The organism is Staphylococcus ureilyticus (assembly GCF_025558845.1).
GTDB classification, from domain to species: Bacteria; Bacillota; Bacilli; order Staphylococcales; family Staphylococcaceae; genus Staphylococcus; species Staphylococcus ureilyticus.
This window is the reverse complement of record NZ_CP094825.1, coordinates 1,794,175-1,806,646: the sequence shown is the minus strand read 5'-3', so window position 1 is coordinate 1,806,646 and position 12,472 is coordinate 1,794,175. Positions and strand designations below refer to the sequence as shown.

General features: G+C 32.8%; 13 protein-coding genes. 10 read left to right on the top strand and 3 right to left on the bottom strand.

The window, feature by feature from the left end:
* Positions 1 to 118: 118 nt before the first annotated feature.
* Positions 119 to 829, bottom strand: coding sequence for a purine-nucleoside phosphorylase (deoD, locus tag MUA21_RS08985; protein WP_046207732.1), 711 nt, complete (start codon positions 827 to 829; stop codon positions 119 to 121).
* 179 nt (positions 830 to 1,008) lie between these two features.
* Between deoD and deoC the strand changes: the two genes are divergently transcribed.
* The 4 genes from deoC (at position 1,009) to MUA21_RS08965 (ending at position 4,589) form a co-directional block, all read left to right on the top strand.
* A complete protein-coding gene (gene deoC / locus MUA21_RS08980; RefSeq protein WP_262561104.1) occupies positions 1,009 to 1,671 on the top strand; it encodes a deoxyribose-phosphate aldolase in 663 nt (220 codons plus the stop codon).
* 67 nt (positions 1,672 to 1,738) lie between these two features.
* Positions 1,739 to 3,040 carry a pyrimidine-nucleoside phosphorylase gene (locus MUA21_RS08975; RefSeq protein ID WP_262561103.1) on the top strand — a complete coding sequence of 434 codons (1,302 nt, stop codon included), beginning with the start codon at positions 1,739 to 1,741 and terminating at the stop codon, positions 3,038 to 3,040.
* 11 nt (positions 3,041 to 3,051) lie between these two features.
* Positions 3,052 to 4,239 (top strand): phosphopentomutase, encoded by a 1,188-nt coding sequence (gene deoB, locus MUA21_RS08970; protein WP_262561102.1) that lies wholly within the window; start codon positions 3,052 to 3,054, stop codon positions 4,237 to 4,239.
* Positions 4,236 to 4,589: a DoxX family protein gene (locus MUA21_RS08965; protein ID WP_073346129.1), complete on the top strand. Its 354-nt coding sequence runs from the start codon at positions 4,236 to 4,238 to the stop codon at positions 4,587 to 4,589. The genes deoB and MUA21_RS08965 overlap by 4 nt, the downstream gene beginning before the upstream one ends.
* A gap of 790 nt (positions 4,590 to 5,379) precedes the next feature.
* Here the strand turns inward: MUA21_RS08965 and MUA21_RS08960 are convergent.
* Complete coding sequence (locus MUA21_RS08960) at positions 5,380 to 5,850, bottom strand: S-ribosylhomocysteine lyase (protein WP_046207737.1); 471 nt, start codon at positions 5,848 to 5,850, stop codon at positions 5,380 to 5,382.
* 252 nt (positions 5,851 to 6,102) lie between these two features.
* Between MUA21_RS08960 and MUA21_RS08955 the strand changes: the two genes are divergently transcribed.
* The 3 genes from MUA21_RS08955 (at position 6,103) to MUA21_RS08945 (ending at position 9,307) form a co-directional block, all read left to right on the top strand.
* Positions 6,103 to 7,287 carry a M20 family metallopeptidase gene (locus MUA21_RS08955; protein WP_107525997.1) on the top strand — a complete coding sequence of 395 codons (1,185 nt, stop codon included), beginning with the start codon at positions 6,103 to 6,105 and terminating at the stop codon, positions 7,285 to 7,287.
* Positions 7,284 to 8,477: an L-aspartate--L-methionine ligase LdmS gene (gene ldmS, locus MUA21_RS08950; protein ID WP_262561100.1), complete on the top strand. Its 1,194-nt coding sequence runs from the start codon at positions 7,284 to 7,286 to the stop codon at positions 8,475 to 8,477. Before MUA21_RS08955 ends, ldmS begins: the two co-directional genes overlap by 4 nt.
* Positions 8,478 to 8,641: 164 nt before the next feature.
* On the top strand, positions 8,642 to 9,307 hold the full coding sequence (locus tag MUA21_RS08945; RefSeq protein ID WP_107525996.1) for a DUF2750 domain-containing protein: 666 nt from the start codon (positions 8,642 to 8,644) through the stop codon (positions 9,305 to 9,307).
* 140 nt (positions 9,308 to 9,447) lie between these two features.
* On the opposite strand, the gene coaW is transcribed toward MUA21_RS08945, so the two are convergent.
* Positions 9,448 to 10,248: a type II pantothenate kinase gene (gene coaW / locus MUA21_RS08940; protein ID WP_046207741.1), complete on the bottom strand. Its 801-nt coding sequence runs from the start codon at positions 10,246 to 10,248 to the stop codon at positions 9,448 to 9,450.
* A gap of 91 nt (positions 10,249 to 10,339) precedes the next feature.
* Here coaW and MUA21_RS08935 point away from each other — a divergent pair, with 91 nt between their 5' ends.
* From MUA21_RS08935 to rpoE, 3 genes are all read left to right on the top strand, one after another.
* Positions 10,340 to 10,705 (top strand): VOC family protein, encoded by a 366-nt coding sequence (locus MUA21_RS08935; RefSeq protein WP_073346122.1) that lies wholly within the window; start codon positions 10,340 to 10,342, stop codon positions 10,703 to 10,705.
* 86 nt (positions 10,706 to 10,791) lie between these two features.
* Positions 10,792 to 11,652 (top strand): GNAT family N-acetyltransferase, encoded by an 861-nt coding sequence (locus MUA21_RS08930; RefSeq protein WP_073346117.1) that lies wholly within the window; start codon positions 10,792 to 10,794, stop codon positions 11,650 to 11,652.
* 115 nt (positions 11,653 to 11,767) lie between these two features.
* Complete coding sequence (gene rpoE / locus MUA21_RS08925) at positions 11,768 to 12,310, top strand: DNA-directed RNA polymerase subunit delta (protein ID WP_019468279.1); 543 nt, start codon at positions 11,768 to 11,770, stop codon at positions 12,308 to 12,310.
* The last annotated feature ends 162 nt before the right edge of the window (positions 12,311 to 12,472 follow it).

Sequence of the window (12,472 nt, the reverse complement as noted above, 5' to 3'; positions counted from 1 at the left end):
AACAGTATTTATATTTAAAACAGTAAAAGACAGGAATCAAATTTTTCATTTGATTCCTGTCTTTTTTGTAATAGAGATAGAAATAAGAACTTACTTCATGTATGAACGTTATAAAATTTTATTCAGCAATTTCTAATGCTATTTCCATCATTTGAGTAAATGAGTTTTGACGTTCTTCTGCAGTAGTAGCTTCATCACGTAGAATATGATCACTTACAGTGAAGACGCCTAATGCCTTTTTATTAGCAAAAGTTGCATTTAAGTATAATGCAGCAGATTCCATTTCAATGCCTAAGATGCCCATACGTTGCCATTTTTCGTTAAATGTTGGATCGGCATTATAAAATGTGTCTGAAGAAAGAATATTACCAACATGCGTAGTAGCACCAATTTCATCCGCTTTTTGTTTTGCTTTTAACATTAAGTCAAAATCAGCTAAGGGCGCATAGTGACCTGGAATATTATATTGCTCTACATAGCTCGAATTTGTAGAAGCACCTTGAGCAATAATGATGTCATATAGGTTAACGTTTTCTTGTAAAGCGCCACATGATCCAATTCGAATAATTGTGTCGACATTGAAAAAATTATATAGTTCGTATGAATAAATACCAATACTTGGAATACCCATTCCAGAACCCATCACAGAAACTTCTTTTCCTTTATAAGTGCCTGTATAACCAAACATGTTTCTAACTTCATTAAATTGTTTTACATCTTCTAAATAGTTATCAGCGATATATTTAGCTCTCAAGGGGTCGCCAGGCATTAAAACAGTTTTAGCAATTTTAACTCCGTTAGGTTGAATATGTGGTGTAGATTTTGTCATAGACTTCTTCTCCTTTAAATTCTTTTATCAAAATAAAGATAACATTTGTTTATTATTTTTGCGAATTTTTGTAATATAGAGGTAAAGCACTTGTTGTGATGTTATTAATTTTTTAGAATAGTAATGACTTTCAAGAATTAGAATAATTTCATACAGTTAATATATTAGGAGGAATTAGAATGAATTATGCAAAATATATAGATCACACTTTACTAAAACCGGAGTCTACTAGAACACAAGTAGATAAAATTCTTGATGAGGCAACAGAATACCATTTTAAGTCAGTGTGTATTAACCCTACACATGTTAAATACGCAGCTGATAAATTACAAGATACTGACGTATTAGTATGTACAGTTATTGGTTTTCCATTAGGTGCTACAAATACTGAAGTGAAAGTGTTTGAAGTAGAAGATGCTATTAAAAATGGCGCATCAGAAGTAGATATGGTTATCAATATTGGTGCCTTAAAAGACGGACGTTATGATGAAGTCCAAAAAGATATTGAAGGCGTAGTAGCAGCAGCTAATGGTAAAACGGTAAAAGTAATTATTGAAACTTGCCTTTTAACTGATGATGAAAAAGTAAAAGCTTGTGAGCTCAGTAAAGCAGCAGGTGCTGACTTTGTGAAAACATCAACTGGATTTGCTGGTGGTGGTGCCACGCCTGAGGATGTTAAATTAATGAAAGATACAGTCGGAGATGAATTAGAAGTTAAAGCTTCAGGTGGTGTCAGAAACTTAGAAGATTTCAATAAAATGTTAGAAGCAGGTGCGACTCGAATAGGGGCCAGTGCAGGTGTACAGATCATCCAAGGATTAGAAAGTAATTCAGATTACTAAGTGCTATATTTAAGTATAAATTGAGACACCTGAAGATAAGTGTGTCTAACAGGGGAGGCCAACTCAAATGAGAATGGTAGACATTATTGAAAAAAAACGTGATGGTCAAGCTTTAACAAATGAAGAAATAGAATTCTTTATTAATGCTTATACCAGTGGTGAAATACCAGATTATCAAGCTTCGAGTTTAGCGATGGCAATTTTTTTCCAGGATATGAATGATCAAGAAAGAGCAGCACTTACAATGGCAATGGTTAATTCTGGTGACGTGATTGATTTATCAGCGATTAATGGGATAAAAGTTGATAAACATTCTACAGGTGGTGTTGGAGATACAACGACACTAGTATTAGCTCCATTAGTAGCTTCTGTTGGTGTTCCTGTGGCTAAGATGAGTGGTAGAGGATTAGGTCATACTGGCGGCACAATTGATAAATTAGAATCAGTCAAAGGATTCCACGTTGAAATTAGTGAAGATAAATTTGTTGAACTTGTAAATGAAGCGAAAGTAGCTGTGATTGGTCAAACTGGAAATTTAACACCGGCTGACAAAAAACTTTATGGGTTGCGTGATGTGACTGGAACAGTTAATTCAATACCACTGATTGCATCTTCTATTATGAGTAAAAAAATTGCCGCTGGCGCTGATGCTATTGTATTGGATGTCAAAACAGGCAATGGTGCCTTTATGAAAACAATCGAAGATGCTGAAGCACTTGCACATGCGATGGTTAGTATTGGTAATAATGTTGGCCGAAACACGATGGCGATTATTTCAGACATGAGTCAACCATTAGGTAATGCAATAGGTAATGCCTTAGAAGTTAAAGAGGCGATTGAAACACTGAAAGGTCAAGGTCCAAAAGATTTAACTGAGTTAGTTATGACTTTAGGTTCGCAAATGGTAGTGGTTGGCGGCAAAGCTAAAGATTTAGAGGAAGCCCAAGCATTATTAGAAAAAGCAATTGAAGATGGTTCAGCATTGGAAAGTTTCCGTACATTTTTAGAAAATCAAGACGGTGATGGCTCAGTAGTTGATGATGTTAGTAAACTACCACAAGCGCGTTTTCAAATTGATTTACTTTCGCAAAAATCTGGTACAGTAACCGAAATTATTGCCAATGAAATCGGTGTTGCATCTATGATGTTAGGGGCAGGTAGACAAACTAAAGAAGATGATATTGATTTAAGTGTTGGCATTGTCCTTCACAAAAAAGTAGGAGATTCAGTTGATGAAGGCGAAGCTTTATTAACGATTCATAGTAACCGTGAGCAAATTGATGATGTTAAGGAAAAATTAAATCAAAGCATTATGATAAGTTCACACGGCGAAGTTCCTACGTTGATTCATAAAATAATTACTGAATAGGAGATGGAATGATGGCTATACCATTTAAAAGGGTACATTTAATTGTCATGGATTCAGTGGGTATAGGCGAAGGGCCTGATGCAAAAGCATTTAATGATGAAGGTAGTCACACTTTGAAGCATACGCTTGAAGGTTTTGATAAATCATTACCTAATTTACAAAGGTTAGGTCTAGGTAATATCGCTGCATTACCTAATGTCGAAAAAGTGTCTAAACCAGAAGCGTTTTATACTAAGATGAGTGAAGCTTCTGTAGGTAAGGATACGATGACGGGCCATTGGGAAATTATGGGCTTAAATATTATGCAACCTTTTAAAGTTTATCCTAATGGATTTCCACAAGAATTAATCAGTGAAATTGAAACGATGACAGGTCGAAAAGTAGTTGCAAATAGACCAGCTTCTGGTACACAAATTATTGATGAGTGGGGAGAGCATCAGATGAAAACTGGAGACCTGATTGTCTATACATCAGCAGATCCAGTACTTCAAATTGCGGCACATGAAGATATTATTCCACTCGAAGAATTGTATGATATTTGTGAAAAAGTAAGAGAACTAACTAAAGATCCAAAATATTTAATTGGTCGAATCATTGCACGACCATATGTAGGTGAACCAGGTGCTTTTACAAGAACTTCTAATCGACATGATTATGCGTTAAAACCATTTGGACGAACAGTGATGAATGAGTTGAAAGAGAATCAATTTGATGTGATTGCATTAGGAAAAATCAATGACATTTATGATGGTGAAGGTGTTACTGAAGCAATTCGAACAAAAAGCAATATGGATGGCATGGATAAGCTCATAGAAACTGTACAACGTGAATTTAAGGGGTTAAGTTTCTTGAATTTAGTGGATTTTGACGCTCTGTATGGACATCGACGTGATAAAAATGGATATGCTGAGGCATTGAAAGATTTTGATGAGCGTTTACCAGAACTTATCAAACATCTTAAAGATGACGACTTAGTAATCATTACTGCAGACCACGGCAATGATCCTACGGCACCGGGGACAGATCATACAAGAGAATACATCCCAGTCCTAATGTTTAGTCCTAAAATAAAAGATTACCATGAACTATCTACGGACGATACGTTTAGTTCTATAGGTGCTACAATTGCGGATAATTTTGACGTTACATTACCAGAATTTGGTCGAAGCTATTTAAAAGAAATGGGTGTCGATAAATGAAGCGGTTATTAAGCTTGATTTTAGGCTGTGGCTTCATGATTATTGGTGTCTTACATTTTAAACATGAGTCACGTTTTAGAAAAATTGTACCTGAATATTTACCATTTAGAAAATCGGCAGTCATTATTTCGGGTGTAGTCGAAATAATTTTTGGCTTGCTTTTAATAGTTAATAGACCTGGCCAATGTCTCAAGAAAATGATTAATATGTTTTTATTAGCAGTATTGCCTGCAAATATTTATATGGCAAGAAAAAAATTGCCACTAGGCGATAAACAACTACCGAATAGTTTGTTATACAGTCGAATCCCACTACAATTTGTCTTAATAAAAATCGTGAACAAACTATAGAGTGAACAATCAATAGTTGCGTGACTGGATATACATTATAAAGCGCCATGGTTAGAATGCTCTGGTTATAGACTAAACGCCAATTTCTATTAAATTAATATAGAAATTGGCGTTTTCTATGTTTTATATATTATAGTTAAGGTGAAAACTTGAAAAACAAAACTTAAACGATAACATCATTTCTTTTAAAAATAGAGTTTTATAGCTGTGTCGAAACATGCGGACAGCCAAGGTAACCTTATAATTTGAGCAGTTGCATGTTCAAACTTTACAAAAATATATTTCTGATAAACATAAACGTTTAAAAATGGAAATAATAAAAAATACCATTTTTCAATTTTGTTTTAATTATCATTAGCGCATTAAGTTACTACTTTTTTATATTAAATGCCATTAAAACAAAGAAATAAAGATTCAAATATGGACTTGTTTTTAAAGTGTTTTAATTTGAAATTACATATAAATACGGTGTATTTTGGCGAGACGCTTGAGGGAACGGAACAATCTGAAGACGACAGGCTGAAGTCGTCCTCTTAAGCAAGCGAGCCAACAATAATACGCCGCAGTATTGAATAATAAAGAAGCACGCAGATGTATTAATTAAATCATCTGCGTGCTATTTTTCTAGGTTTTATGTCTCAGATTCTTGTGTATTTTGACATTAGATGATAACGATTCAAATCAAGCAATCTTTTTAAATAAATTAGAATATTGTCAGTGCTTATTCAAAAATAGTTACTTATATTTTGAATTTGATTTTTGTATCTTATTTTACAACGGTAATAAGATATTATTTGCCTTCGCCATAAATATCATGCCATTGATTCTTTTTATCTAAAAATGCTTGTGCAATTTCTTTGGCACCTTCTAATGAATGGCTAGCAGCCCAACCACATTGTACTTCATTACATGCTGGAACTTCTGTAGCAGATAATACATCTTGAAGTGTTTGTTCAATTATACTTAACACATCATCATAATCACTATGATTGATAAAAGATACGTAAAAACCAGTTTGACAACCCATTGGACTTATATCAACAACTTTATCTGAATGATTTCTAATATTTTCAGCCATTAAATGTTCAAGTGAGTGCAAACCAGGCATTTCCATATGTTCTTTGTTTGGTTGTTTAAAACGAATGTCATATTTATGGATAACATCTCCATTAGCACCTTCCATTTTACCTGCAAGTCGAACAAATGGTGCTACTACTTTGGTATGATCTAAATTAAAACTTTCAACGTTCATTTTTGGCATGTGATGTCCTCCTAAAATAATAATTATCATAATTGTAACAAGACGTAACGCTATTTACAATTTCTATAAATTTTAGAAAACACAACTAAATATCATTTTTTAAAATTTCAGAAAAATAATGACAGAATTAATCAAAACGGATAGAATAAGTAATAATAAAAATGTATTTTGCACATTTAGTATTAAATATGCTTTATTTATAAGTTTTATAATACGTGTGAAATGTTGTAGTACAAGGGAGTTGTATTGAAAATGACACATGAACAAATCATATTAGATTATATAGAAAATGAAAAATTAACATACATAGAATTGAGTCACCTTATTCATCAAAGACCTGAATTAGGTAATGAAGAAATATTTGCTTCAAGAACGTTAATTGAAGATTTAGAGAAGCATCGGTTTGATGTTGAAACAAATATTGCAGGTTATGCTACAGGCTTTATTGCGCGTTATGATTCAGACATCGATGGACCAACTATTGGTTTTTTAGCAGAATATGATGCTTTACCAGGCTTAGGACATGCTTGTGGACACAATATTATAGGTACGGCAAGTACATTTGCTGGTATAGCTTTGAAGCAAGTGATTGAACAAACAGGTGGAAAAGTAGTAATACTTGGTTGTCCAGCCGAAGAGGGTGGTGTCAATGGTAGCGCAAAAGCTGCTTACGTTAAAGAAGGTATTGTAGATGAAATGGATGTTGCTTTAATGGTACATCCCGGAAATGAAACTTACAAAACAATTAACACATTAGCGGTAGATGTTTTAGACATTAAATTTTATGGTAAAAGTACACATGCGTCTGAGAATGCTGAAGAAGCAAGAAATGCTTTAGATGCAATGATTACATATTTTAATGGCGTGGCTCAGCTAAGACAGCATATCAAAAAAAGTCAAAAAGTTCATGGTGTTATATTAGATGGTGGAAAAGCTGCTAATATTATCCCAGACTACACACATGCGCGCTTTTATACACGTGCAACATCTCGTAAAGAATTGGATATTTTAACTGATAGAGTAGGGCAAATTGCAAAAGGAGCCGCGATTCAAACGGGATGTGACTATGAATTTGGTCCCATACAAAATGGTGTTAATGAATTTATTAAAACACCCAAATTAGATGATTTATTTGCAAAATATGCTACGAAAATGGGAGAGGCAGTGATAGATGATGATTTTGGTTTTGGCTCGACAGATACGGGTAATGTAAGTCACGTTGTACCAACGATTCATCCTCATATTAAAATAGGTTCTAGAAATTTAGTAGGACATACACATCGTTTTCGAGAGGCGGCAGGAAGTGCCCATGGAGATCAAGCTTTAATAAGAGGTGCTAAAATCCTTGCATTAATGGGATTAGAATTAATAGAAAATCAAGCAGAACTTAATGAAATAGTTGAACAGCACCAATATATAAAGGGGAACAAAAAATGAAAAAACTAAGTACTCAACACCCTAAATTAACACTTAGTGATTTATACAATGATGATGTCGTATATACTTCTAGACCATCTTATATTTCCAATCCATGGTTAGAACCAGAGGAACATCAATCTAATTTTTTGACTGGTAGGGAATTGATTATAGCTGATCAAATGCCTGTTATTGTACATCAAGCAAGTGTCACAAAGAAATTGGAAATGTTATTGGAATTGATTGGCAAACCAATGCCGACCAATATCTATACTTTTTATGATCAAACTTCGTACGAAAAAACAATAAAAAAACTTGCCAAACAAGACAATAAACGCATTTATTTTCAATATATTCATAGTGAATCTATTTTAGAAAAAGAATATTACGCAATGGATAAAGATATTTTTGTTGCATTAAATAATAAAGCACGCATTCCAGAATGGACGAATCAAAAATATTTACCTGCACGTGAAGTGGTAAAAGTAGAAGCGTTTGAAGATGCGATTACAAACTGGACGTTTCCTTTTGTCTTGAAGCCTGGTGATGACTTACCAACTGCAGGCGGTTATGGCGTGATGATATGTTATGACGATGAGGACTTGATTAAAGCAAAATCACGTATTGAACAAGCAAAAGATGAGACTGACACAATTATTATCGAACAAAAAATTCAGGAAATAGCTAATTATTGCGTGCAATTTGCATGTGAAAAAGAAGGGGGTATTCACTATATAGGTACATCAGAGCAAATTACAGACAAATATGGACATTATAGTGGTAATCAAAATGTACATGATGTGCCTGAATCAGTCATTCAAGCAGGCAAAGAAATCATGGAAATAGGTGTGTCGAAAGGTTATTTTGGCATTGCGGGTTTTGATTTACTTATAGATGAGCACGGTGATATATTTGCGATTGATTTAAATTTTAGACAAAATGGCTCAACAAGCATGCTTTTATTAGATCCATTAATTCAGTCTGGATATCAAAAGTTTTATAGTTATATTGCACCTCATGATAATGAACATTTCTTTCAAACAATTATAAAATATGTTCGTAAGGGTTGCTTGTTTCCGCTATCATATTATGATGGTGATTGGTATAATAATGAAAACGTTCCTTCAAGATTTGCATGTATTTGGCATGGACAGTCTCAAGAACAAGTGGATAAACTAGAACAACAATTTTTAAAAGAATTAAAAATATAATCAGTAATATAGGAAAAATTCAGTTAATAGGATTTGTTAACTTAGTTTATTGTTTAGATATATTAAAATTTTAATATTTATTGTATGACGTTAATTGACTATAGTATTATACTCATTTATATTTTAAATATAGTTAAATATTTTAATGAATTGAAGGTGTGATTATGTCTTATAAAGCAAGTTCATTTTTTCAAGATATTCTGGTAAATGAATATTTTTATATAGCAACAAAGTCAAAACAACTAATTAGACATGAAATTTTAGGGAAAGATGTCATTTGTGTTTGGACTCAAAAAGAAACAGCTGAAACATTCTTAAATAAACATGACACCGATTATGATAAGATTAAAAAAATTGATATTGATCGTTTCGTAACATATGAAATGGATGATGTGTTTGCAGAAGGTGAAGAAGTGTTGATGAATGCTTCATCTCAGACAGATGGTGATTTAGTAAATATTATTGATTTTACAAATGAATTGATGTCAGATTTAGATGAAATTCGTCTCAAAGAATTTGTTATTGATATAGCAGAAGAAGATGCTGTATTTGGTTTAACTAATAAAGATGCCAAACAATTCATTATGATTAGTGATGATGAGCATCAAAAACCACATATTATGCCGGTGTGGAGTATTAGAAATAGGGCAGAAAAAGTAAGAAATGAAGATTTTGAAGAATGCGATATTATTGAAATAGAGGGTGAAGTCTTCGCAGAATGGTTAGATACTTTAAGAGATGATGACAAAGCAGTAGCGATTGATTTGAAATCAGGCGTTGTAGGTACCGTAGTCTCAGCTCAGAAAGTATTAGATCAATTACCGTTTTAATATCATTGAATACAAGCACTGTTGGAAGTAATTATTCCGTTTGAATGAATTGTGATATTCAAACGGAATAATTACATTCATTTTTTACCATGACATAAGTAAAGAAAAACAATTCTTTACATTTATGTCATGGTATTTTTTTAACTTAAATGAATTGCGCCTAGTGCACCGGAAAAGGCACCGTGTTCAATATAAAATGGTTTAAAACCACGTAATACCGTATAATCTTTTACAACTTCTTTAAGTAAATGATTATTGTGGAACGAAGAACCAATATAAGCTACGTTTTCTGTACCATATTCTCTCGCTACTGTAATAGACATCGTAGTAATGACTTCTCCCACGACACCAATCAATGAAGCTAATTTGTCAGAATCTGAAAAATCCTTGTCTAAATTATGTAACACATGACCGAAATTAGCAGCAGTTAAATCTCCTGAAATAGGAGGTTCACTATCTTTATAGATATGTTTTACTTTTAAATCAATAAATTCGCGATCTCCTTTTTGAGCAGTATCTGTCAATTGTTTGTAATCTTTTAATCCAGTTAATAAATAACCCAAACCTTGTATCATACCACCGCCTGTACCGACACCACCAACACGTTGTTGTTCTTTGCCATTTGAATAATGCAATGATGTTCCAGTACCAACATTAGTAAAAATATAATTATCTAAATGATGACCTTGTTCTTCTAACAAGAGTTCTAAGCCTTTTGCAGCAGCATCAAACTCTACAAAAATACGAGATTCACAATTTAAACTATTTTGAATTGTCCCAGCTTGCCCCCCTGTTAAACTAATACTTTCACAAGATTGTTGTTCCAACCATTCAATGACGTCATTTATTTCAGTAGTTAATTTTGTAGTATATTGTCGTTTACCATTATCATCTTGAACAATTTTTATAAGTGTTCCGCCGGCATCAATGCCTATTTTCATCTGTGTACCTCCTAAAAAATTTACATTATAACTTATAGTATAATAAAATGAGGGAAAATCAAATATAGAAAATTAGAAAGGAATGGTTTTAATGAAATTAAGCCCTTTTATTAAAGTAGATGATGTAGAACAAGCATTAACATTTTATAAAAATGCGTTTGGTGGTAGCGAAAAAATATTAAACGAAACAAACGGTAAAACTTTACACGCGGAGCTCCATATTAATGAAACAGTTGTATTACATATTTCCAGCACATATGGACGGGAATGGAGCAATGACAACACAAATATAATTTTAACTTTCGACGATTTGAAAACTCAAAAACAAGTATATGATAAATTAAGCGAAGCGGGTGACCCACATATGCCTCTGTCTAAAACATTTTTTAATGCGATGCATGGACAAGTGAAAGACCAATTTGAAGTCAACTGGCTCATGAATTGTTTCTTAGATTAATAAGACAAAATGTTCAACTTTCGATTATATTAGTGTAAAAGTGGTATTAATAACTAATAAAAGTTAAACACAATAGGGGATATAATATGTTTATTAAAGAAACGTTTGAAAATATTACAATACAAGTTTTTGAAGAAAAATATAAAACAGCTGTATGTCATTTTAAATTAAGTGAGCGCCAACAGATATATTCTTCATTGCCAAAAGATGTGCTTAGTGATGCGTTGAAGGATAACGATCGAGTAGCTAATATTGCTTTGAATGATGAAGGAGAAGTAGTAGGTTTTTTTGTCTTACATCAATATTATCAACATGAAGGCTATGATACACCTAAACAAGTTATATATGTTCGTTCTTTATCTGTAAACGAAGATTTTCAAGGGTTTGGGTATGGTACAAAAATGATGATGTATTTGCCACAATATGTTCAAAAGCTATTTCCAAATTTTAATCATTTATACTTAGTTGTAGATGCGGAAAATAAAGGTGCATGGAATGTATATGAACGTGCAGGTTTTATGCATGCTGCCACAAAAGAAGAAGGCCCGATCGGCAAAGAACGTCTATATTATTTAGATTTAGATTCTAAGCATGTATCTTCTTTAAAGCTAACAGCAAATGGAGATACATCACCTTATGATGTGCATATTATTGATATGATGAAAGACGATAATAAGGTAGGTTTTATAGCAATTGAGCAACATGAACAGCGTATGAATATTAATTCAATTGAAGTTGATAAAGCAGAGAGACATAACGGCATAGCGGAAAGTGCATTGAGACAATTACCTACATATATTCGAAAACATTTTGAAGGTATAAAACTAATAACAATAACACTTTATGGGGAAAATAATGAATTAAAACCACTATGTATAAACAGTAATTTTGTTGAAATTGAAAAGGCAGAAGATTTTTCTGTTTTTGAAAAATATATTAATTATTAATAGTGTTTGCGAAATCAGGGATTGTCATTTATAATTTACTTTTGTTATTATTACTTAAGATGAATAGTACTGATTTGGATAAATGCATAAATGCCTCTGAAAGGAAGAATAAATAATGAGAATTCAAGATTACACTAAAGAAATGGTTGACGAGAAATCATTTATTGATATGGCCTACACATTATTACTTGAAAAAGGCGATACAATGAACTTATATGATATTATTGACGAATTTAAAGCTTTAGGTCATTACGAAGACCACGAAATTGAAAATAGAATTGTTCAATTCTATACAGACTTAAACACAGATGGTCGTTTCCTAAATGTTGGAGAAAACATATGGGGCTTACGTGATTGGTATTCAGTTGCCGATATTGAAGAAAAAATAGCACCAACTATCCAAAAATTCGACATTTTAGACGATGACGATGAAGAAGATAAAACATTAAAATTACTTGGTGAAGATGAGGCAGACGACGATGATGACATCCCAGCAGTCACTGATGACCAAGAGACAATCGAAGAACCTGATGAAGAAGAAGTTGACGAAGAGATTCCTGAAAATGAAATCGTTATTGATGAAGACGATGACGAAGATGAAGATTTAGAAGAAGACGAAGATGAATATGATGAAGAGGAAGAAGACGAAGAAAATTAATCAATAATCTATCAATATTCATTTGACTTTTTCTGCGAAAATGATAAAATTTTATTCGGGCTCCTTTAATTAGGACGACGTGTATAAATATTATACGCTCCCCCTTGCAAATACTGTGAGAGGGAGCGATTTTTTTATTTGAATGACTATACAAATTTTATA

Coding starts and splice junctions, on each gene's coding strand:
- ldmS (WP_262561100.1), top strand. CDS start 7,284: ATGAAAAAACTAAGTACTCAACACCCTAAATTAACACTTAGTGATTTA.
- MUA21_RS08945 (WP_107525996.1), top strand. CDS start 8,642: ATGTCTTATAAAGCAAGTTCATTTTTTCAAGATATTCTGGTAAATGAA.
- MUA21_RS08935 (WP_073346122.1), top strand. CDS start 10,340: ATGAAATTAAGCCCTTTTATTAAAGTAGATGATGTAGAACAAGCATTA.
- rpoE (WP_019468279.1), top strand. CDS start 11,768: ATGAGAATTCAAGATTACACTAAAGAAATGGTTGACGAGAAATCATTT.
- MUA21_RS08955 (WP_107525997.1), top strand. CDS start 6,103: ATGACACATGAACAAATCATATTAGATTATATAGAAAATGAAAAATTA.
- deoB (WP_262561102.1), top strand. CDS start 3,052: ATGGCTATACCATTTAAAAGGGTACATTTAATTGTCATGGATTCAGTG.
- deoC (WP_262561104.1), top strand. CDS start 1,009: ATGAATTATGCAAAATATATAGATCACACTTTACTAAAACCGGAGTCT.
- coaW (WP_046207741.1), bottom strand. CDS start 10,248: ATGAAAATAGGCATTGATGCCGGCGGAACACTTATAAAAATTGTTCAA.
- MUA21_RS08965 (WP_073346129.1), top strand. CDS start 4,236: ATGAAGCGGTTATTAAGCTTGATTTTAGGCTGTGGCTTCATGATTATT.
- MUA21_RS08975 (WP_262561103.1), top strand. CDS start 1,739: ATGAGAATGGTAGACATTATTGAAAAAAAACGTGATGGTCAAGCTTTA.
- MUA21_RS08960 (WP_046207737.1), bottom strand. CDS start 5,850: ATGCCAAAAATGAACGTTGAAAGTTTTAATTTAGATCATACCAAAGTA.
- MUA21_RS08930 (WP_073346117.1), top strand. CDS start 10,792: ATGTTTATTAAAGAAACGTTTGAAAATATTACAATACAAGTTTTTGAA.
- deoD (WP_046207732.1), bottom strand. CDS start 829: ATGACAAAATCTACACCACATATTCAACCTAACGGAGTTAAAATTGCT.